General features: G+C 59.5%; 20 protein-coding genes. 14 read left to right on the plus strand and 6 right to left on the minus strand.

The features are described 5' to 3' along the window. Window positions 1–119 precede the first annotated feature (119 nt). From sucC to DLD99_RS08890, 5 genes are all read left to right on the plus strand, one after another. Complete coding sequence (gene sucC / locus DLD99_RS08870; protein WP_007959029.1) at window positions 120–1,286, plus strand: ADP-forming succinate--CoA ligase subunit beta; 1,167 nt, start codon at window positions 120–122, stop codon at window positions 1,284–1,286. Next, window positions 1,286–2,170 carry a succinate--CoA ligase subunit alpha gene (gene sucD / locus DLD99_RS08875; protein WP_011333119.1) on the plus strand — a complete coding sequence of 295 codons (885 nt, stop codon included), beginning with the start codon at window positions 1,286–1,288 and terminating at the stop codon, window positions 2,168–2,170. Before sucC ends, sucD begins: the two co-directional genes overlap by 1 nt. A gap of 329 nt (window positions 2,171–2,499) precedes the next feature. Continuing rightward, window positions 2,500–3,813 carry a branched-chain amino acid transport system II carrier protein gene (brnQ, locus tag DLD99_RS08880; protein WP_085710552.1) on the plus strand — a complete coding sequence of 438 codons (1,314 nt, stop codon included), beginning with the start codon at window positions 2,500–2,502 and terminating at the stop codon, window positions 3,811–3,813. A gap of 150 nt (window positions 3,814–3,963) precedes the next feature. Then, a complete protein-coding gene (locus DLD99_RS08885; RefSeq protein WP_114881940.1) occupies window positions 3,964–4,701 on the plus strand; it encodes a DUF599 domain-containing protein in 738 nt (245 codons plus the stop codon). Further along, window positions 4,701–5,102 carry an MAPEG family protein gene (locus DLD99_RS08890; RefSeq protein WP_114881941.1) on the plus strand — a complete coding sequence of 134 codons (402 nt, stop codon included), beginning with the start codon at window positions 4,701–4,703 and terminating at the stop codon, window positions 5,100–5,102. The genes DLD99_RS08885 and DLD99_RS08890 overlap by 1 nt, the downstream gene beginning before the upstream one ends. Window positions 5,103–5,179: 77 nt before the next feature. Here the strand turns inward: DLD99_RS08890 and DLD99_RS08895 are convergent, their stop codons facing one another. Further along, a complete protein-coding gene (locus tag DLD99_RS08895; RefSeq protein ID WP_011333123.1) occupies window positions 5,180–5,416 on the minus strand; it encodes a hypothetical protein in 237 nt (78 codons plus the stop codon). 158 nt (window positions 5,417–5,574) lie between these two features. Here DLD99_RS08895 and DLD99_RS08900 point away from each other — a divergent pair, with 158 nt between their 5' ends. From DLD99_RS08900 to DLD99_RS08915, 4 genes are all read left to right on the plus strand, one after another. Beyond that, window positions 5,575–6,051, plus strand: coding sequence for a PaaI family thioesterase (locus DLD99_RS08900; protein ID WP_085710556.1), 477 nt, complete (start codon window positions 5,575–5,577; stop codon window positions 6,049–6,051). Next, window positions 6,048–6,500 (plus strand): PaaI family thioesterase, encoded by a 453-nt coding sequence (locus DLD99_RS08905; protein ID WP_085710558.1) that lies wholly within the window; start codon window positions 6,048–6,050, stop codon window positions 6,498–6,500. Before DLD99_RS08900 ends, DLD99_RS08905 begins: the two co-directional genes overlap by 4 nt. Window positions 6,501–6,581: 81 nt before the next feature. Next, window positions 6,582–8,486 (plus strand): molecular chaperone HtpG, encoded by a 1,905-nt coding sequence (gene htpG / locus DLD99_RS08910; protein ID WP_085710674.1) that lies wholly within the window; start codon window positions 6,582–6,584, stop codon window positions 8,484–8,486. Between the two features lie 68 nt (window positions 8,487–8,554). Beyond that, on the plus strand, window positions 8,555–9,283 hold the full coding sequence (locus DLD99_RS08915) for a dienelactone hydrolase family protein (RefSeq protein ID WP_114881942.1): 729 nt from the start codon (window positions 8,555–8,557) through the stop codon (window positions 9,281–9,283). A gap of 42 nt (window positions 9,284–9,325) precedes the next feature. On the opposite strand, the gene DLD99_RS08920 is transcribed toward DLD99_RS08915, so the two are convergent. Beyond that, window positions 9,326–10,216 (minus strand): pirin family protein, encoded by an 891-nt coding sequence (locus DLD99_RS08920; RefSeq protein WP_114881943.1) that lies wholly within the window; start codon window positions 10,214–10,216, stop codon window positions 9,326–9,328. A gap of 61 nt (window positions 10,217–10,277) precedes the next feature. Further along, window positions 10,278–10,694 carry an OsmC family protein gene (locus DLD99_RS08925; protein ID WP_065260454.1) on the minus strand — a complete coding sequence of 139 codons (417 nt, stop codon included), beginning with the start codon at window positions 10,692–10,694 and terminating at the stop codon, window positions 10,278–10,280. 377 nt (window positions 10,695–11,071) lie between these two features. Here DLD99_RS08925 and DLD99_RS08930 point away from each other — a divergent pair, with 377 nt between their 5' ends. The 5 genes from DLD99_RS08930 (at window position 11,072) to DLD99_RS08950 (ending at window position 17,252) form a co-directional block, all read left to right on the plus strand. Continuing rightward, complete coding sequence (locus DLD99_RS08930; RefSeq protein WP_085710562.1) at window positions 11,072–12,697, plus strand: methyl-accepting chemotaxis protein; 1,626 nt, start codon at window positions 11,072–11,074, stop codon at window positions 12,695–12,697. A 346-nt stretch (window positions 12,698–13,043) separates the two neighbouring features. After that, entirely contained in the window at window positions 13,044–14,102 is a 1,059-nt protein-coding gene (locus DLD99_RS08935) for a Gfo/Idh/MocA family protein (protein WP_114881944.1), read from the plus strand. Further along, a complete protein-coding gene (locus DLD99_RS08940) occupies window positions 14,090–14,947 on the plus strand; it encodes a sugar phosphate isomerase/epimerase family protein (protein WP_114881945.1) in 858 nt (285 codons plus the stop codon). Before DLD99_RS08935 ends, DLD99_RS08940 begins: the two co-directional genes overlap by 13 nt. A 185-nt stretch (window positions 14,948–15,132) precedes the next feature. Further along, the gene (locus DLD99_RS08945; RefSeq protein WP_114881946.1) at window positions 15,133–16,491 is read left to right on the plus strand and encodes an MFS transporter; all 1,359 of its coding nucleotides are present in this window, start codon (window positions 15,133–15,135) and stop codon (window positions 16,489–16,491) included. 110 nt (window positions 16,492–16,601) lie between these two features. Next, entirely contained in the window at window positions 16,602–17,252 is a 651-nt protein-coding gene (locus DLD99_RS08950) for a TetR/AcrR family transcriptional regulator (protein WP_114881947.1), read from the plus strand. 53 nt (window positions 17,253–17,305) lie between these two features. On the opposite strand, the gene DLD99_RS08955 is transcribed toward DLD99_RS08950, so the two are convergent. Genes DLD99_RS08955 through purM form a run of 3 tightly spaced genes read right to left on the minus strand, consistent with a single transcriptional unit; the run spans window position 17,306 to window position 19,736 of the window. Beyond that, window positions 17,306–18,019, minus strand: a complete 714-nt coding sequence (locus DLD99_RS08955) for a DUF3108 domain-containing protein (protein WP_085710569.1) — start codon at window positions 18,017–18,019, stop codon at window positions 17,306–17,308. An 8-nt stretch (window positions 18,020–18,027) separates the two neighbouring features. Then, entirely contained in the window at window positions 18,028–18,678 is a 651-nt protein-coding gene (gene purN, locus DLD99_RS08960) for a phosphoribosylglycinamide formyltransferase (RefSeq protein ID WP_114881948.1), read from the minus strand. Beyond that, on the minus strand, window positions 18,678–19,736 hold the full coding sequence (gene purM, locus DLD99_RS08965; RefSeq protein WP_114881949.1) for a phosphoribosylformylglycinamidine cyclo-ligase: 1,059 nt from the start codon (window positions 19,734–19,736) through the stop codon (window positions 18,678–18,680). Before purM ends, purN begins: the two co-directional genes overlap by 1 nt. Window positions 19,737–19,992 lie beyond the last annotated feature (256 nt).

Here is a 19,992-nt window from a genome sequence, read left to right on the forward strand (position 1 = left end):
GCCTTGCGTAGCTGCACCGGGTATCCGGAAAGGCTACGCAAGCAGCAGTCACAGGTGGCGCGGCACTCATCAAGAGCGCAGCGCCGAATGCGCAGTACCTAACGAAGACGGTAAAAAGCATGAATCTTCACGAGTATCAGGGTAAGCAGCTGTTCGCTGAATACGGCCTGCCAGTTTCCACTGGTTTCGCAGTAGACACCCCGGAAGCAGCAGCAGAAGCTTGCGACAAAATCGGCGGCAACGAGTGGGTTGTCAAAGCCCAGGTTCACGCCGGTGGTCGCGGTAAAGCGGGCGGCGTCAAGCTGGTTCGCAGCAAAGAAGACGCCAAAGCCTTCGCACAGCAGTGGCTGGGCAAGCGTCTGGTGACTTACCAGACTGATGCCAATGGCCAGCCAGTCACCAAGATCCTGGTTGAATCGTGCACTGATATCGCTAAAGAGCTGTACCTGGGCGCTGTCGTTGACCGTTCGAGCCGTCGCATCGTGTTCATGGCTTCCACCGAAGGTGGCGTGGACATCGAGAAAATCGCTCACGACACTCCAGAAAAAATTCTGAAAGCCACTATCGATCCACTGGTTGGCGCTCAGCCATTCCAGGGTCGCGAGCTGGCATTCCAGCTGGGTCTGGAAGGCAAGCAGGTTGCTCAGTTCGCCAAGATCTTCGTAGGTCTGGCCAAGCTGTTCAAGGATCACGACCTGGCTCTGCTGGAAGTGAACCCGCTGGTGATCAAGGCCGACGGCGATCTGCACTGCCTGGACGCCAAGATCAACATCGACGCCAACGCAATGTACCGTCAGCCTAAGCTGAAGACTTTCCACGATCCGTCCCAGGACGATCCGCGCGAAGCGCACGCTGCCAAGTTCGAACTGAACTACGTAGCGCTGGAAGGCAACATCGGCTGCATGGTGAACGGTGCCGGCCTGGCCATGGGTACCATGGACATCGTCAACCTGCACGGCGGCAAGCCAGCCAACTTCCTTGACGTAGGTGGTGGTGCTACCAAAGAACGCGTTACCGAAGCTTTCAAGATCATTCTGTCCGACAGCAATGTCGCTGCAGTACTGGTTAACATCTTCGGCGGCATCGTTCGTTGCGACATGATTGCCGAAGGCATCATCGGTGCAGTGAAAGAAGTCGGCGTGAAAATCCCGGTTGTTGTTCGTCTTGAAGGCAACAACGCTGAACTGGGCGCTAAAGTACTGGCAGAAAGCGGTTTGAACATCATCGCTGCTACCAGCCTGACCGACGCTGCTCAACAAGTCGTTAAAGCTGCGGAGGGCAAGTAATGAGCGTCCTGATCAATAAAGACACCAAAGTAATCTGCCAGGGCTTCACCGGCGCGCAGGGTACTTTCCACTCCGAACAAGCCATTGCCTACGGCACCAAAATGGTTGGCGGCGTGACTCCAGGCAAAGGTGGCACCACTCACCTGAACCTGCCTGTGTTCAACACCGTGAAAGAAGCCGTAGAAGCCACTGGCGCCACCGCCAGCGTGATCTACGTTCCGGCTCCTTTCTGCAAGGACTCGATCCTGGAAGCGGCATTCGGCGGCATCAAGCTGATCGTCTGCATCACCGAAGGCATTCCTACCCTGGACATGCTGGACGCGAAAGTTAAGTGCGACGAGCTGGGTGTTACCCTGATCGGCCCTAACTGCCCAGGCGTGATCACTCCGGGCGAGTGCAAGATCGGCATCATGCCAGGTCACATCCACTTGCCAGGCAAGGTCGGTATCGTTTCCCGTTCCGGCACCCTGACCTACGAAGCTGTGAAGCAGACCACTGACGCCGGTTTCGGTCAGTCGACTTGCGTCGGCATCGGCGGTGACCCGATCCCGGGTTCGAACTTCATCGACATCCTGAAGCTGTTCCAGGAAGACCCGAAGACCGAAGCGATCGTAATGATCGGCGAGATCGGCGGTTCGGCTGAAGAAGAAGCGGCTGCCTACATCAAGGCCAACGTGACCAAGCCGGTTGTTTCCTACATCGCTGGTGTGACTGCTCCTCCGGGCAAGCGCATGGGCCATGCTGGCGCAATCATCTCCGGCGGCAAAGGCACTGCAGACGAGAAATTCGCTGCTCTGCAAGACGCAGGCGTGAAAACCGTGCGTTCGCTGGCAGACATCGGCAAGGCCCTGGCCGAGCTGACTGGCTGGGAAGTGAAGAAGTAAGCTTCGGCTGACTTTTCAGCTCCAGCAACAAAGGCCACCTTCGGGTGGCCTTTGTCGTTTCTGAGGTTCGGTTTGACGATGGCGATTTATAGGCACCTGCCCAATTACATGCAAAAACGCGACACAGACACGTCGCGTATCGGATAGTTCGCCCTCAAACAGTGCGTTTGTCAGACAAATTCGTTAGGCTAGCAGCCATTTTTGCGTCTGCCGCCCACAAGGCATGCAACGCGCTAAACGGGTCAGTCTTATACGGATTGACAGCATTTCCCTAACCCCACAGGGAAATCCCCCTCTAAATTCCGATTCAGTAGTGTGGTATTTCCTTAATGAAAGTTTTGAAAGGTCAGGACATCCTGGCACTTGGCTTTATGACATTCGCCCTGTTCGTCGGGGCCGGCAACATCATCTTCCCGCCTATCGTCGGTTTGCAGTCCGGACCCAACGTCTGGATGGCGGCGCTGGGCTTCCTGATCACGGCGGTCGGTCTGCCGGTGATCACCGTTGTCGCGCTGGCCAAGGTCGGCGGGGCGATGGATGCGCTGAGCACGCCAATCGGCAAGATTGCCGGTGGTGTACTGGCAGCCGCGTGCTATCTGGCGGTCGGCCCTTTGTTCGCCACGCCGCGTACCGCGACCGTGTCCTTTGAAGTGGGTCTGGCGCCGCTGACCGGTGAAAGCCCGCTGGCGCTGTTCCTCTACAGCTCGGTGTATTTCCTGCTGGTGTTCTTCATCTCGCTCTATCCGGGCCGTCTGCTGGACACCGTAGGGCGTTTCCTCGCGCCGCTGAAGATCATCGCCCTGGCGGTACTCGGCATTGCCGCGTTCGCGCTGCCGGCCGGTGATATCGGCGTGGCCACTCCGGAATACGTCGCTGCGCCGTTCTCCCAAGGTTTCATCAATGGTTACCTGACCATGGATACCCTGGGCGCCCTGGTGTTCGGCATCGTCATCGTCAACGCGATCCGTTCCCGTGGCGTCGAGTCGCCTGCGCTGATCACCCGTTACGCGATCATCGCTGGTCTGATCGCCGGCGTCGGTCTGGCGCTGGTGTATGTCAGCCTGTTCCGTCTGGGCTCCGGCAGCCATGAGGTGGCCGCGGGGGCAACCAACGGCGCGGCGGTGCTGCATGCTTATGTGCAACATACCTTCGGTTCGCTGGGCAGCGGTTTCCTTGCGGTGCTGATTTCTCTGGCCTGCCTGGTGACGGCGGTCGGCCTGACCTGTGCCTGCGCCGAATACTTCAGCCGCATCGTGCCGCTGTCCTACAAGACGCTGGTCATCATCCTCGCGGCGTTTTCGCTGCTGGTGTCCAACCTGGGTCTGACCAAGCTGATCGCATTCTCGATCCCGGTGCTGACCGCGATCTACCCGCCGTGCATCGTGCTGGTGGCCCTGAGCTTCTGTGCCGCGTTCTGGCATGAGCAGAGCCGCATCATGGGCCCGGTGATGCTGGTGTCGTTCGTGTTCGGCACGATTGACGCCCTGAAAGGCGCCGGTCTGGCCGACTGGATGCCATCGCAACTGTCCCACCTGCCGCTGAGCGAGCAGGGCCTGGCGTGGCTGGTGCCATGCGTGATGACTCTGGTGGTCGCGGTGGTTTGTGACCGCCTGCTGGGCAAGCGCGCCGAAGCCCTGGCCTAAGATTGCCGGCCCGTCACAAGCGGGCTTGAGCGATTAAACAGAAATGCCCCGTATCAATCGATACGGGGCATTTTTTATGGGCGTCAGGCAGTGTCTTTTCCTTTCGGCTAACGTCGAAGGGGAGCCGAAATCTTCCACACAGGAATTTGCATGTCGTTCATCCAAGCCAACCTGATCCACTTGCTTGCCGCGTTCTGGTTCGTCATCTGCTGGGGCGGTTACACCCGTTATGCCACCTGGAAGGCACGTGACACCGCGTGCCTGGCCAGCGTGTTGCACCTGTACCGCGAAGACTGGATGCGCCGCATGCTGCTGCGCGACAACCGCATTGCCGATGCCAGCGTGATCGGCAACCTCGAGCGCAACGCCTCGTTCTTCGCTTCCAGCACACTGATCATCCTGGCCGGCATCCTGACTGTGCTCGGTGCTTCGGAGCGTGCGGTATCGTTGCTGGCGGACATCCCGATGGTGCAGCAGGCCTCCCAGGGCATGTCGGAGATCAAGTTGCTGTGCCTGGCGCTAGTGTTTGTCTATGCGTTCTTCACGTTCAGCTGGTGCATGCGTCAGTACAACTTTGCGGCCGTTCTGGTGGGCTCGGCGCCGATGATCGGTGAGCGTCAGGTGTCCGAGCAGGAGCGCAAGGCGTTCGCGTCCCGGGCGGCGCGGGTGATTTCGATGGCGGCGAACCAGTTCAACTTCGGTCTGCGCTCCTATTACTTCGGCATGAGCATGCTGGCGTGGTTCGTCAGCCCGTGGTTGTTCATGCTGATGAGCGCCGGTGTGGTACTGGTGTTGTACCGCCGCGAGTTTCATTCCGACGTGCTCGATGTAATGGTCTATACCCCTACAGAGGTGCCGTTGCCCGAAACGATCAAAGAGGCTGCTTGATGAGTATTCCGTTCTGGTGTGTGTTTATCAGTGCATTGTTGATTTACGTGGCGCGCATGCCCGTGGGCAAAGCCATGAAAGAGCAGGGCGGTTACAACAATCACCTGCCGCGTCAGCAACAGGCGCAACTCACCGGCTACGGCGCCCGGGCACTGGCGGCACATCAGAACAGCATCGAAGCGTTCATCCTGTTTGCCGTGGGTGTGCTGATGGCGCATACCACGCAAACGGCGGGATGGTTGATCGATACATTGGCGATCATCTTTGTGATCGCACGGATTCTCTACTTGTGGTTTTACCTGGCCGATATTCCCAAGCTGCGCAGTCTGGTGTGGCTGATCGGCTTAGTGTGTTCATTGTTGCTGATGATTAGTCCGACTTTTAAAACCGCATTGCTCTAACAAGGCATTACCAAAAAATGACAGGCAAAAGAAAACCCGCACTTGGCGGGTTTTCTTTTTTGCCATCGAGAAGCGGTTTATTGCTTCTTGGCAGCTTCTTCTTGCGCTGCAGCGTTCGATTCGGCCTGATCTTTGGCGGCTTCGGCGTTTTCTTTCGCCGCGTCGTTCACTTTATCCTGAGCTTCATTCATTTTCTGCTGAGCTTGTTCAGCATGTTGGTTGGCATCTTGAGCTTTGTCCTCGGATTTTTTATCGCAGGCAGCGAGACCGAGGGAAGCGGTCAACATCAAGGCAATAGCTAAAGTCTTACGCATGGGGTGTTTCTCCTTATGGAAAATAACTACTGGCCTTAAGAGCGCAGCCCCGAGGGTTAAGTTCCTCATTTCTCACAGATATATAAGTTTGTTTTGCAATGGAACTTTTGCTGTTCTTTCCACTACCGGGAACAGTGACTAACAAGAGTAATTGTCAAATGGCCGAAAACCCTGTTTTTGAGCGTGCGACTCGCTTTCTCTCGGCCCTGCGCCACTGCCAGGTGCTGGGTTTGAAAGTGCACAGCGCCAGCAGCGAAGGCCTGACGGTGGTCTTGCCGTACAGCGCACAAATCGTTGGCAACCCGCTGACCGGCGTGGTCCACGGCGGGGCGATCACGTCGCTGATGGACACCGCGTGCGGCATGGCCACCTTGTGCGTGCTGCCGGAATTCGAAGTCTGCCCGACCCTGGATTTACGCATCGACTATATGCACGCCGCCGAACCGCACAAAGACGTCTACGGTTTCGCCCAGTGCTACCGGGTCACCACCGACGTGATCTTCGCCCGGGGCTTCGCCTATCAGGACGATCCCGAGCAGCCGATTGCCCACGTCGTCGGCACCTTCATGCGCATGGGCAAGGGGCTCAAAGGTACCAAGGGCTTTGGTGGTGCGATCAAGGGAGAAAACCCATGAGCGATGATTTCAAGCAGCAACTGCAAGAAGCCCACGAGAAGGGTGACTATGCGCCGCTGCTGGCGTTGATCCCCTATGCCGGACTGATCGGCGTCGAGTGCGCTCGGGTCGGTGATGACCTGCTGTTCAAGCTGCCGGCAAACAAGGACAACATTGGTAACCCTTTATTGCCGGCGATCCACGGCGGGGTGATCGCCGGGTTCATGGAGCTGTCTGCCGCTCTGCATCTGCTGATTTTCACCGGTGCGCCCGGTGTGCCGAAAATCATCGACTTTTCCCTCGATTACCTGCGGGCCGGGCAGTTCCGCGATACCTGGGCCCGGTGTCAGGTCTGCCGTCAGGGACGGCGGGTGGCCAACGTCGCGGTCACGGCCTGGCAAAGCACCGAAAGTGAACCAATTGCCACCGCCCGCGCCCACTTCAAAATCGACGAGCCCTTGAAATCCTGAACACCGCCCCCAACTCAGTGAACAACCCGCCGCAGACCACCTGGGTCGCGGCCAATGCCATCTGATTGGAGTTTGATGACCATGAGTGTGGAAACTCAAAAGGAAACCCTGGGCTTCCAGACCGAGGTGAAGCAACTGCTGCACCTCATGATCCATTCGCTGTATTCCAACAAGGAAATCTTCCTTCGCGAATTGATCTCGAACGCCTCCGACGCCGTCGACAAATTGCGCTTCGAAGCCCTGGCCAAGCCTGAGTTGCTCGAAGGTGGCGCTGAACTGAAAATCCGTGTGAGCTTCGACAAGGACGCCAAGACCGTCACCCTCGAAGACAACGGCATCGGCATGAACCGCGACGATGTGATCACCCACCTGGGGACCATCGCCAAATCCGGCACCGCCGACTTCATGAAAAACCTGTCGGGCGACCAGAAGAAGGATTCGCACCTGATCGGTCAGTTCGGCGTGGGTTTCTATTCCGCTTTCATCGTTGCCGACCAGGTTGACGTATACAGCCGTCGCGCCGGCTCCGCTGCCAGCGAGGGTGTGCACTGGTCGTCGAAAGGCGAAGGCGAGTTCGAAGTCGCCACCATCGACAAACCAGAGCGCGGCACCCGTATCGTCCTGCACCTGAAATCCGGTGAAGACGAGTTCGCCGACGGCTGGCGTCTGCGCAACATCATCAAGAAGTACTCCGACCACATCGCGCTGCCGATCGAGCTGCCGAAAGAAGTGGCCGCTGCCGAAGGCGAAGAGAAGCCGGAAGTTGAGTGGGAAACCGTCAACCGCGCCAGCGCCCTGTGGACCCGTCCTCGCACCGAAGTGAAGGATGAGGAATACCAGGAGTTCTACAAACACATCGCCCACGACTTCGAAAATCCGCTGTCGTGGAGCCACAACAAGGTCGAAGGCAAGCTCGAGTACAGCTCGCTGCTGTACGTACCGGCCCGTGCACCGTTCGATCTGTACCAGCGTGAAGCGCCGAAAGGCCTGAAGCTGTACGTGCAGCGCGTGTTCGTGATGGATCAGGCCGAATCGTTCCTGCCGCTGTACCTGCGCTTCATCAAGGGCGTGGTCGACTCCAACGACCTGTCGCTGAACGTGTCGCGGGAAATCCTGCAGAAAGACCCGATCATCGACTCGATGAAGTCGGCGCTGACCAAGCGTGTGCTGGACATGCTGGAAAAGCTGGCGAAGAACGAGCCTGAGCAATACAAGGGCTTCTGGAAAAACTTCGGTCAGGTCATGAAAGAAGGCCCGGCAGAAGATTTCGCCAACAAGGAAAAAATTGCCGGTCTGCTGCGTTTCGCATCGACCACCGAAGGCGACGGCGAGCAGATCGTCGGTCTGGCCGACTACCTGGCCCGCGCCAAGGAAGGTCAGGACAAGATCTACTACCTCACCGGCGAAACCTACGCGCAGGTCAAGAACAGCCCGCACCTGGAAGTCTTCCGCAAGAAAGGCATCGAAGTGCTGCTGCTGACCGACCGCATCGACGAGTGGCTGATGAGCTACCTGAGCGAATTCGACGGCAAGAGCTTTGTCGACGTCGCGCGCGGTGACCTGGACCTGGGCAACCTGGACTCGGAAGAGGACAAGAAGGCCGCAGAAGAAGTCGCCAAGTCGAAGGAAGGTCTGGTCGAGCGTCTGAAAACCGCGCTGGGCGAGTCCGTTGCCGAAGTCCGCGTTTCCCATCGCCTGACCGATTCGCCGGCCATCCTGGCCATCGGCGAGCAGGACCTGGGTCTGCAAATGCGTCAGATCCTCGAGGCCAGCGGGCAGAAGGTGCCGGATTCGAAGCCGATCTTCGAATTCAACCCGAGCCACCCACTGATCGCGAAGCTCGACAACGAGACCAGCGAAGAGCGTTTTGGCGACCTGTCGCACATCCTCTTCGACCAGGCCGCCCTGGCGGCTGGCGACAGCTTGAAGGACCCGGCCGCTTACGTAAGCCGTCTGAACAAGCTGCTGGTTGAGCTGTCCGCTTGATCAAGCTGTAGAAAAACCCGCTTCGGCGGGTTTTTTCATTCTGGTATTCAACCCATCAGGAGTCAGAAATGAGCCAAGTCACTGTACGTTCCGTGGTCTATCAGATCGATGGCCAGCCTTATGAAGGCCGATTGGCGTTCGACGCCGAGCACAAAGGCGCGCTTCCGGGCCTGTTGATGGCACCGAACTGGATGGGCGTCAGCGCTGGCGCGGAAGAGATCGCCAAGTCCGTGGCGGCCAAGGGTTATGTGGTGCTGATCGCCGACGTGTACGGGCAAGCCGTGCGTCCGCAGAATGGCGACCAGGCGGGTGCGGCGATGATGCCGCTGAAAAATGACCGTGCACTGCTGCGCAAGCGTATGCAGGCCGCCTTCGAACAGTTGCAGAAGCAGGGCGAAGCCGCAGTCGATACCTCGAAACTGGCGGTGTTCGGTTTCTGCTTCGGCGGTTGCTGTGCGCTGGATCTGGCCCGTACCGGTGCAGCGGTCAAGGCTGCCGTGTCGTTCCACGGCACGCTGGATTCGCCGAACCCGGCGGACGCGAAGAACATCAAGGGCTCGGTGCTGGTGCTGCACGGTGCTTCCGACCCGCTGGTGCCGAAAGAGCAATTGCCGGCATTTGAAGACGAAATGAACGCGGCTGGCGTGGACTGGCAGTTGCTGAGCTACGGCGGCGCGGTGCACTCGTTCACCGACCCGCACGCCAATGTGCCGGGCAAGATGATGTACGACGCGAAGACCGCTGCGCGGGCGTTCAAGTCGATGCATGACTTGCTGGAAGAAGTGTTCAAGGGCTGATTCGGTTGAATGCACTCCCACGCCTGGCGTGGGAGTGTTCGTTTACAGCGGTGTTGGCTCGCTTCGGGATTTCGGCAATTCAATCCGCTCGACTTCCCCCGGCACCGTCGGCCAATCCCCGGCCGCCCACTTGCGCCGGGCCTCGTCGATAGCCGCAGGATCGCTCGCGACGAAATTCCAGTTGATCCGCCGTGGCCCATCCAGTGGCGCGCCACCAAACAGCACGGCATGACTGTCGCTCTCGGCGAACAGGCTCATCTCTTCCCCGGCCGGTAACACCACCAGATCGTGGGGCTCCACGGTTTCTCCGTTCAATTGCACATCACCACTCAACACATACAGCGCCCGCTCTTCATGTTCGGTGGGGATCAGCAGGGTGGTTGCAGTCTGCATTTTCAGTTCGGCATACAACGTCGGAGAAAGTACCGGCACCGGCGATTCCAGGCAAAAGCCTGACCCGGCAATCATGCGGATCTGCACGCCGAGGTTATCGCTGACCGGCAGTGTCGACGCCGGGTGATGGCTGTAATGCCCGGGACCCTGTTCGTGATCCTTGGGCGAGGCGAGCCAGATCTGCAGCCCATGCATCTTGAAGCTTTGTTCCCACAGCGGTTCGGGGGTGCGCTCGACGTGAGCGATTGCCGTGCCCGCGGTCATCCAGCTGACATCGCCGGCATTGACCACCTGATCCGAGCCCAGGCTGTCCTTGTGCTGGATTTGCCCCTCGAACAGATAGGTCAAAGTCGACAGGCCGATGTGCGGATGCTGTCGGATGTTCATCCCTTTGCCTGCGGGATAAAGCGTTTCAAGCATGTGATCGAAAAACACGAAAGGCCCGACGCTGCGGCATTTGGCTGAAGGCAGCGGGCGCAGGATCGGCTGGCCTTCGACATCTTCGGCGCGCGGGCGGATGATCAGGGGTTGGGTGTCCATGGTGCGTTCCAGGCTGGGCGGGTGATGCACGGAGCATAACCCGCCGTTGTCATCATGGTGATTACTGGCTGTCGAAGCCTTGTGGGGCGTGGGTTTCGATGGTGACTTCGCTGGTGGTCATCAGTTTGTGAATCGGGCAGCGATCGGCGACGCGCAGCAGTTCTTCACGCTGGGCATCGGTGAGCACGCCTTTGAGCGTCAGGGTGACGTGCAGCGCGTATTTGCCTTTCTGTTCCTGGCTGTTGTCGCGCTTGACTTCGACACCGACGCCAGTGAGCGGGATGTCTTTTTTCTTTGCATACAGCTTCAGGGTCAGGGCCTTGCAGGCGCCGAGGGCGGCGTCGAAATAATCGTGGGGTTCAGGCGCGGAGCCTTCGCCGCCAGCCGTGGTCGGGACATCGGTAAACAGTTCGTGCTCATCGATCTGTACGGTGTGACGGAAACCTTCGGCGGACACGGTATTGACGGTAACGGTCATGTGAACCTCGCAAGCAGTAGGAAAAGTCATTCGATCAAGTAAGACCTTGCAGGTATAGAGCATTCCCGCAGGGGCGCGTTCCACTTTCTTGCCGGCGTGCGGCAGGTCGTCAGGTTATGCCAGTGAGTCGAGGAATACTTGTGCCGGTGTTTCGTTTGCTGAACTGCTTCAAGGTTTTCAGGTAACTTGCCGTTGATCATGCGGCGAACAGCGCTCAAGTCCGGCAAAACCGTCGCTGAATCGTTAATGCCGAGGGTTCGAAGTATTAAGGCCTTTTGATATCACCTTTTGGTCTTACGCAAATTTTCGCCGGGCCGATACCTTCTAAAGCAGCCAGCTGCAGGGTTGATGCAGCGCTTTTGGAAGGAACCAGAGCAATGAGTATCCGCAGTCTCAATATTGCCCCCCGTGCCGGGCTGGGCTTCGGTCTGTTGGCGCTGATGGTGTTTGCCCTCGGGGCGTTCGCCCTGCTGCAGATGTCGAACATGCGGGCCCAGTCCGACGAGGTCGACAAGAACTGGCTGCCCAGCGTGATGGCGGTGGGCGAAATGAGTCAGGACATGCTGCGTCTGCGCGCCCTGACCATGCGTCTGTTGCTCAATCGCGATCCGCAGGCCCTGGATCAGAATGTCGCCAAGCTCAATGAGCTGCGCAGTGTGCTGAGCGAAGCCCAGCAACGTTACGACATATTGATCGTGCTGCCAGAAGAGCGAGCGTTGTTTGATCGCTTCAAAGTCGCGGAGCACAAGTATCTGGAGTTGCAGGCTCAGGTGATGGCTCTATCCGCTCAGGGAAAGGTGGAAGACGCGGCCAGCATTCTCAACACTCAGATGAACCCGTTGGCCGACGACATCGCCGCGACCCTCAAAGAGCTGGTCGAGTTGAACAAGCACAACGCCAATCTCGCCACCGAGGCCGCGCGACTGGTGTTCATCAATTCGCGGGTCTGGGTCGGGGTGATGATCGGCATCACGGCACTGATCACCATTGGCCTAGCGCTGCTGCTGACCCGCAGTATCGTGGTACCGCTCTCGCAATCGCTGGGGGTCGCCGAAGTGGTGGCCGGCGGCGATCTGACCGGCGATATCAGCATCATCGGCAAGGATGAGCCGGCGCGGTTGCTGCATGCGCTCAAGAGCATGCAGCACAGCCTGCGAGACACCATCCGGCAGATTTCGGAGTCTTCCAGCCAATTGGCCTCGGCCTCGGAAGAGCTGAGCTGCGTTACCGAAGATGCGACACGCGGATTGCACCAGCAGAGCCTGGAAATCGAGCAGGCTGCCACGGCGGTCAATCAGATGACCGCCGCCGTTGAAGAGGTCGCCAGCAACGCCGTGGCGACTTCCGAAGCGTCGCGCGAGTCGGACCGCATCGCCCAGCATGGCCGTGAGCAAGTGCAGCAGACTGTGTCGTCCATCGAGTTGCTGGCGGATGACGTTACCGCCAACGCCACGCAGGTGGAGGATCTGGCGCAGAAGGTCTACAGCATCAGCAAAGTGCTGGAGGTGATCCGTTCGATTGCCGAGCAGACCAATCTCCTTGCGTTGAACGCGGCGATCGAAGCTGCTCGTGCGGGTGATGCCGGGCGCGGCTTCGCGGTGGTGGCCGACGAGGTCAGGGCGCTGGCCCATCGAACACAGCAATCGACCCAGGAAATCGAACAGATGATCGGCGGCATTCAGCAGGGCACCGATTCGGCGGTCAGTTCGATGCAGCAAAGCAATGTACGTGCGCGCTCGACGCTGGAGCTGGCGAAAGCGGCGGGCGTGGCGCTGGAGGAGATCGCTTCCGCGTTCACCTTGATCAACGAACGCAATCTGGTGATCGCCAGCGCTTCGGAAGAGCAGGCTGCCGTGGCGCGGGAAGTGGATCGCAACCTGATGAACATCCGCGACCTGGCGATGCAGACCTCGGCGGGGGCCAATCAGACCAGTGCCGCGAGCCAGGAATTGTCGCGGCTGGCGGTGGATCTGAACAACATGGTGGCCAAGTTTTCGGTCTGACTGTTGCTCGATTTCTGTGGATCTCATGCCTGTCTGTCCCGACGCCCGATGCTTGCATCGGGCGTTTTTCATTTCGAATGGCAGATCGTCTTTTTCACATTATTGTGAATTAAGTTATTCGATTTTATTTTATTAAACGTTTATTAAATAAATTTAAGGAATAAAAAACAGCAAACGGCTGAAAATAATCCATTTTTTCGTTTTTTAACTGACTGGATAATTATTTGAAATTCCTTTTTAAGGGAAATAATCTGTCATTTCTCATCAATTGTTGATGGGTTGTCAGCTTTATTTCACGTATTGGTGAATAAAGCGGCATATGACATTCCCCGATGAAGGAAACAACGTGAACAAGATCCTGATCGGCGTCATTGGCGCAGGCTTGATTGGCAAGACCCACATCGAACGTGCCATGGCCCAGGAAAACGTGGAACTGGTCGGTATTGCCGATCCCACCCCCGCCGCACAGGCACTGGCAGCTTCTCTTGGCGTGCCATGGTTCGAGCATTACGACACCATGCTGCAAGTGGCAAAACCGCGTGGCGTAGTGGTGGCGACGCCCAACGTCACCCATGCCGATGTGGCGGTTGATTGCCTTGAGCGCAAGGTGGCGGTGCTGGTCGAGAAACCGATCGCCGACACTCTGGTAAACGCCCGGCGCATCTGCGCGGCCTCCGCCGCCCACGGCGTACCCGCACTGGTCGGCCATCAGCGGCGCTACAACCCGATCATGCGGCATGCCAAATCGATCGTGGATGCCGGGTTGCTGGGGCGACCGGTCAGCGTGACGGCGTTGTGCACCTGGCTCAAACCGGAAGATTACTTCGAGACTGCGTGGCGCCGGCAGGCCGGTGGCGGGCCGGTGCTGATCAACCTGATTCATGACATCGACCTGCTGCGCTTTCTGTTCGGCGAGATCGAGAGTCTGCAAGCCATCACATCCAGCAAAGTCCGGCGCTTCGAGGTAGAGGACACTGCGGCGGTGCTGCTGCGTTTTCGCAACGGCGCGCTGGGCACCGTATCGGTCTCCGATGCCACGGCGGCGCCATGGAACTGGGATCTGTCGGCGGGCGAAGCCGAGCGTTTTCCGCGTCAGGACGACGTCAACTCGCACTTCTTCTCGGGCACCGAAGGGTCGCTCACCCTGCCGCGTCTGGAGCTGTGGCGCTATCACGGCCAGCCGGGCTGGCACGACGCGATCACCATGGAGCGCTCCGTTCCGCATATCGGCTGTCCTTATGCCGAGCAGATGCGCCACTTTTGCGCGGTCATCGCTGGCAACGAACGTCCGGTGTGCTCTGCCGAGGACGGCTTCCGCACCCTTGAAGCGACGCTCGCGGTGCATACCGCCGCTCGCACCGGCGCCGTCGTACGCCTGGAAGGAGGGACGTCATGGGGCGCCTGATCGGCCTGGCGCCGCTGTCGCACCTCGAGCTGTCGCCGATGGAAATGGTCGAGTGCGCCGCGGTGGCCGGTTACGACTGCGTCGGGCTGCGCCTGATCCCGGCGACGGATCAGGAACCCCAATGGGATTCAGTCGGCGATACAGCGTTGATCCGGGATACCGCGCGCCGACTGCGCGATACCGGGATCGAGGTGTCGGACATCGAGCTGTTCCGCCTGCAGCCGACCACGGATCTCAAGACGTTTCGTGCCGCTCTGGAAACCGGAGCGTTGCTGGGGGCACGCAATGCTGTGGTGTCCGGGCAGGTCGCGGATTTTTCGCAAATGACCGATCTGTTCGGCGGTTTTTGCGAAATGGCGGCTGGCTATGGAATCAGCGCAAACCTGGAGCCGACACCCTGGGTGGCGGTCGGCAGTGTGGCGGCGGCGGCGCGTCTGATCGAGGCGGCGGATTGTGCCAATGCGGGAATTCTGATCGATCCGATCCACTTCGACCGGGCCGGCGACCGCGTCGAGGCGCTTGCCGGGCTGCCACCGCAGTACTTTCGGTTGATGCAGCTTTGCGACGCGCCGGCACAGCGTCCGGTCGATCTGAACACCTTGTTGCATCAAGCCCGGGCCGAGCGGTTGATGCCCGGAGATGGCGGTCTGGACCTGCAACGTCTGCTCAGGGCTATGCCGCGTCAGATCCCGCTGAGCCTGGAGGTGCCGATGCGCAGTCTCGCCGCTCAATGGCCGGCGGTGGAGCGAGCCAGGCGAATGCTGGAGAAGACGCGGGCACTGCTCGTCAGTCTCGAGCTGGACGCCTGGGGTGATCTGGATGAAGCACCCACCGTTTGTCACTGATGCACGCGATCACGGCCAGACGCCGGATCATAAGGGGAGGGTTTCATCCACTGACCTGATGATCGACGCACAGGTGCGCCTTGCGGGCTCGCACCAGACTCAACAACAAAAACAACAAGGCATCCACGGCGCCGGTGTTTTCCGGCAGCCGTCGGGCAGTCGATAAAGCGGTAGCGGAGGTAGCAATGAATACCCAGGCAACAAAAACCAAAAAAACGCCGGGCAAGGCAGCATTGGCGGGCTGGATTGGCAGTGCGATGGAGTACTACGACTTTTTCATCTACGGCACGGCGGCGGCGCTGGTGTTCGGCAAGGTTTTCTTCCCGGCGTCGGAGCCGGCCACCGGCGTTCTTCTGGCCTTGGCCACGTTTGGTGTGGGTTACATCGCGCGCCCGGTGGGTGCCTTGTTTCTGGGGCATCTGGGCGACCGCTTCGGACGCAAGCGGGTGCTGGTGCTGACCCTGCTGTTGATGGGCGTCTCGACCTTTCTGGTCGGGTGCCTGCCAAGCTACGACAGTATCGGGATCGCGGCGCCGATCATGCTGGTGATCCTGCGCCTGTGTCAGGGCTTCTCGGCATCAGGGGAGCAGGCGGGGGCCAACTCGATGACCCTCGAACATGCACCGTCGCGACAACGGGCGTTCTTCACCAGTTTCACCTTGAGTGGCACCCAGGCCGGGCTGATTCTGGCGACGCTGGTGTTCCTGCCGATTTCCGCGATGCCGGAAGAACAGTTGCTGTCCTGGGGCTGGCGCATTCCATTCTGGTTGAGCGTGGTGGTGTTGGTCGTGGGGTTTCTGATCCGGCGCAACATCGAGGAAACCCCGGTGTTTCAGGAGGAGCGTGAGCGCAATCAGACAGCCCGGATGCCGCTGAAAACCCTGTTTGCCGACTATCGCAGTGATGTGGTGCGGGTGGCGCTGGCAGCCATGGTGTCCACGGTCAGTACCGTGTTCGGGATCTTTTCCCTGTCCTATGCGGTGAACATCGCGGGTGTCGAACGCAGCACCATGCTCTGGTTGACGATCATGACCAATATCGTTGCTCTGTTCGCCATTCCGCTGTGGGCGATGCTTGCCGACCTGATCGGGCGTCGGCCGGTCTATCTGTTCGGGGTACTGGCCAGCGGCTTGCTGATGTTTCCGTACTTGTGGTCGATCGAGCAGCACAACCTGCCGCTGATGTTCGTGCTCGGTGTGTTGATGTCGGGGATCTGCTTCAGTGCGGCGAACGGTATCTGGCCGGCGTTCTTCGGTGAGATGTTCAGCACTCGTGTGCGTCTGTCGGGCATGGCGATCGGTACTCAGGTCGGTTTTGCGCTCTCGGGATTCGCGCCGATCATTGCGGCGGCGTTCATGACTTCGATCCATCGCCCCTGGCTGCCGGCGGCCTGCCTGACGTTGCTGGCCTGTGCCATTGCGGCGCTGGCCACCTGGAGCGCCCGGGAAACCTTTGATGTGGACATGCAAGATCTGGGGCGGGACGCGCCGCGCGAAAAGCCACAAGTGAAGCCGCAGGGTGTGTTTCTGGAAGGTGTCGACTGAGGCCAGTCTGGCCGAGAGGTGGTGGCCAGGGATTTGGCCTCCACCGCCGCTACGGACTTCGGGTATTCTCCAAGGCTTCACTCCACAGGATTTCGGCCACCGACTCGCCCATGACCGACTCTATCAATGAAGTGACGCAAACCAAGCGTTCACGCAATGCCAAGCGCTCCCAGCAAACCATCCTCGAGGCCGCCCGTGGCGTATTTGCCGAGCAGGGGCTGGAGGGCGCGCGTTTTGAGGAGATCGCCGAGCGTGCCGGCGTCGACAAGCGACTGATCTATTACTACTACGCCAACAAGGAAGAACTGTTCCTGTGTGTGCTGGAGGAGGGTTATCTGCAGTTGCGTCAGGCCGAGCGTGAACTGGATCTGGAGGCGTTGCCGCCGATGGATGCGATTCGCCGGTTGATCGAGTTTTCGTGGCGTTTCTATAACGATCATCCGGAATTCATGGCGCTGGTAAATAATGAAAACCTGCACCGGGCACGGCATCTGGCGGGGTCGAGTCGTTTGCCGGAGCTGGCGTCTCCACTGGTGGACAATCTCGGGCGGATTCTGGAGCAGGGGCGTGTCGAGGGGGTCTTTCGCGGAGGGGTCGATCCGGTTCAGCTGTATTTCACGCTGGTCGGGCTGACCTATTTCTATCTGGCCAATCAGCACACACTGTCGACCATTCATGGTCGCGATCTGGTGACGCCCAAGGCGCTCAATGAACGTCTGTCCCATGTCACCGAAGTGATTCTGGGGTTTCTGGTGCGCTGAGCCTCGAATCGAAGACGAAAAAAAGCCCCGCGTTTGCGGGGCTTTTCGTTGAATCAGCTGCCTTTGACTGTCTTGCCGTTGACCGTGCCGTCCTGGAGCATGATGTTGTACTCCTTGCCGTCGGTCTCGACCTGTTGCAGACGAACCAGCAGGTAATCCCAGTCCTTGGCGAACCACATGACGGTGGTGCGCTTGCTTTGTGTCGGATCACGCACGCGCTCGACCTTGATCGCGTCGATCTTGCCGGCCTTGGTCTCGACTTTCTCGGTACCCAGGACGCGGAAGTCATAGGTATCGACATCGCCGCCATCGACCACCTGATAGCTCATGGTCTTTTTGCCGGAGGCGACATCATGCTGCAGCGCCAGCTGGTAGGTGGACTTGTCGACCATGCCACGGTTCAGCGGGACTTTGACCGCGTCGCCACGGTCGGTGCCGGTGACCAGTTTGTTGTTCCAGTCGAAGTCCAGATCAGCCTTTTTCGCCTTGCCCAGGCCACCACGTTCGAAGTGGTAGGACTGCGGAAGCAGGGTGTCCTTGTCCAGGGTCAGGGTGCTTTCCTCGGACAGGCTGGCGATCATCATCGAAGCCTTGAAGCTGAGCTTCCAGACGCCGTTGGCTTCCTTGGTCAGGCTGCGTTCGGCGGTACCGCTCATGGGCAACTGTTTCCAGTCGGCGGTGTAGCTGGCGGAGAACGGTTGAAGGTCTGCCGCCTGGGCGAAAGGCAGGGCGAGCAGAGCGCAAGCGAAGAGCAGGGCGCGACGCATAAAATCTCCTAGTTTCGAATCAAGTGACCGCTGGCCCCGAGTAACTGGCCATCCAGTAAAGCACCTTGCTCGCCGAGGGTCAGCCGTCCTTCGGCAAACCAGCGTACGGCCATTGGGTAGATCAGGTGTTCCTGAACGTGAACCCGTTGCGCCAGACTCTGCGGCGAATCGTGCAACTCTACCGGTATTACTGCCTGTACGACCAGTGGTCCGCCATCGAGTTCCTCGGTGACGAAGTGCACGGAGCAGCCGTGTTCGGCGTCGCCGGCCTCCAGCGCGCGCTGATGAGTGTGTAACCCTTTGTATTTGGGCAGCAGCGACGGATGGATATTGAGCAGGCGACCCTGATAGTGCCGGACGAAGTCAGCGCTGAGAATGCGCATGAAGCCGGCCAGGACCACGAGTTTCGGATTGAATTCGTCGATCAGTTCGATCAGGGCGGCGTCGAAGGCCTCGCGACCTTCGAAACCCTTGTGATCCAGCGAGCGGGTGGCGATACCCGCGTCACTGGCGCGTTGCAGGCCGTAGGCGTCGGCGCGGTTGGAAATCACCGCAGCGATGCGGACCGGGCTGTCGCCGGTCCGCGTGCTGTCGATCAGGGCCTGCAAGTTACTGCCGGTGCCGGACAGCAGCACCACGACATCACAGGTATTAGGCATTAGTGAGCCTTGAGGTTTTTCAGCTCGACCTGGGCAGCGCCTTCGGCGGCGACACCGATCTGGCCGATGACCCAAGGCTGTTCGCCGGCATCACGCAGGGTGTTCAGGGCAGTTTCGACGTGCTCCTGAGCGACGCAGATCACCATGCCCACGCCGCAGTTCAGTACGCGGTGCATTTCGGTCTCGTCGACGTTGCCTTTCTCTTGCAGCCAGTCGAAGACGGCCGGGCGAGTCCAGCTGGCCACGTCAACCACGGCTTGAGCGCCTTTTGGCAGAACGCGCGGGATGTTGTCCAGCAGGCCGCCACCGGTGATGTGGGCCATGGCCTTGACGGCGCCGGTGTCCTTGATCAGCTTGAGCAGCGGCTTGACGTAGATGCGGGTCGGGGCCATCAGCAGATCGGTCAGCGGCTTGCCGTCGAGCTGAACGGTTTCGATGTCGGCGCCGGACACTTCGATGATCTTGCGGATCAGCGAGTAGCCGTTGGAGTGCGGGCCGGACGACGGCAGGGCGATCAGGGCGTCACCGGTGGCGACTTTCGAGCCGTCGATGATTTCCGCTTTTTCCACGACGCCGACGCAGAAACCGGCCAGGTCGTAGTCTTCGCCTTCGTACATGCCAGGCATTTCAGCGGTTTCGCCGCCGACCAGCGAGCAGCCAGCCAGTTCGCAGCCTGCACCGATGCCGGTGACGACAGTGGCGGCTACGTCGACGTTCAGCTTGCCGGTGGCGTAGTAGTCGAGGAAGAACAGTGGCTCGGCGCCGCACACCACCAGGTCGTTGACGCACATGGCGACCAGGTCCTGGCCGATGCTGTCGTGCTTGTTCAGGTTCAGCGCCAGACGCAGCTTGGTGCCGACGCCGTCGGTGCCGGAAACCAGTACTGGCTGCTTGTAGCCGGCCGGGATTTCGCAGAGGGCGCCGAAACCGCCCAGGCCGCCCATGACTTCCGGGCGCGCAGTGCGCTTGGCGACGCTCTTGATGCGTTCGACCAATGCTTCACCGGCGTCGATGTCTACACCGGCGTCCTTGTAGCTCAGGGAGGGTTGCTTGCTCATGATCCAGGCCTTTAGGGGAGGGGATTCAGGGGTAACGACCGAGTTCAGCGGGAACTTCGAAATCGAGGGGGCGATGGCCTCACGCGAATTTCGAGGTGCCCGGCTGTTGCCGGTCTGCGAAGGCGCGCGATTTTATCAGGCTTGAGGGGCAGCGGCCATCCTCACGCCGACGGGCAGGGGCATATCGGCCGAAATTTTTTGCAAATGAAGCTGTGGGTGACATCACGGGTGCCTGTATAAGGAACCGTCTATCGTT

It is taken from the genome of Pseudomonas kribbensis (assembly GCF_003352185.1).
GTDB lineage: Bacteria > Pseudomonadota > Gammaproteobacteria > Pseudomonadales > Pseudomonadaceae > Aquipseudomonas > Aquipseudomonas kribbensis.

Coding starts and splice junctions, on each gene's coding strand:
- sucC (WP_007959029.1), top strand. CDS start 120: ATGAATCTTCACGAGTATCAGGGTAAGCAGCTGTTCGCTGAATACGGC.
- sucD (WP_011333119.1), top strand. CDS start 1,286: ATGAGCGTCCTGATCAATAAAGACACCAAAGTAATCTGCCAGGGCTTC.
- brnQ (WP_085710552.1), top strand. CDS start 2,500: ATGAAAGTTTTGAAAGGTCAGGACATCCTGGCACTTGGCTTTATGACA.
- DLD99_RS08885 (WP_114881940.1), top strand. CDS start 3,964: ATGTCGTTCATCCAAGCCAACCTGATCCACTTGCTTGCCGCGTTCTGG.
- DLD99_RS08890 (WP_114881941.1), top strand. CDS start 4,701: ATGAGTATTCCGTTCTGGTGTGTGTTTATCAGTGCATTGTTGATTTAC.
- DLD99_RS08895 (WP_011333123.1), bottom strand. CDS start 5,416: ATGCGTAAGACTTTAGCTATTGCCTTGATGTTGACCGCTTCCCTCGGT.
- DLD99_RS08900 (WP_085710556.1), top strand. CDS start 5,575: ATGGCCGAAAACCCTGTTTTTGAGCGTGCGACTCGCTTTCTCTCGGCC.
- DLD99_RS08905 (WP_085710558.1), top strand. CDS start 6,048: ATGAGCGATGATTTCAAGCAGCAACTGCAAGAAGCCCACGAGAAGGGT.
- htpG (WP_085710674.1), top strand. CDS start 6,582: ATGAGTGTGGAAACTCAAAAGGAAACCCTGGGCTTCCAGACCGAGGTG.
- DLD99_RS08915 (WP_114881942.1), top strand. CDS start 8,555: ATGAGCCAAGTCACTGTACGTTCCGTGGTCTATCAGATCGATGGCCAG.
- DLD99_RS08920 (WP_114881943.1), bottom strand. CDS start 10,216: ATGGACACCCAACCCCTGATCATCCGCCCGCGCGCCGAAGATGTCGAA.
- DLD99_RS08925 (WP_065260454.1), bottom strand. CDS start 10,694: ATGACCGTTACCGTCAATACCGTGTCCGCCGAAGGTTTCCGTCACACC.
- DLD99_RS08930 (WP_085710562.1), top strand. CDS start 11,072: ATGAGTATCCGCAGTCTCAATATTGCCCCCCGTGCCGGGCTGGGCTTC.
- DLD99_RS08940 (WP_114881945.1), top strand. CDS start 14,090: ATGGGGCGCCTGATCGGCCTGGCGCCGCTGTCGCACCTCGAGCTGTCG.
- DLD99_RS08945 (WP_114881946.1), top strand. CDS start 15,133: ATGAATACCCAGGCAACAAAAACCAAAAAAACGCCGGGCAAGGCAGCA.
- DLD99_RS08950 (WP_114881947.1), top strand. CDS start 16,602: ATGACCGACTCTATCAATGAAGTGACGCAAACCAAGCGTTCACGCAAT.
- DLD99_RS08955 (WP_085710569.1), bottom strand. CDS start 18,019: ATGCGTCGCGCCCTGCTCTTCGCTTGCGCTCTGCTCGCCCTGCCTTTC.
- purN (WP_114881948.1), bottom strand. CDS start 18,678: ATGCCTAATACCTGTGATGTCGTGGTGCTGCTGTCCGGCACCGGCAGT.
- purM (WP_114881949.1), bottom strand. CDS start 19,736: ATGAGCAAGCAACCCTCCCTGAGCTACAAGGACGCCGGTGTAGACATC.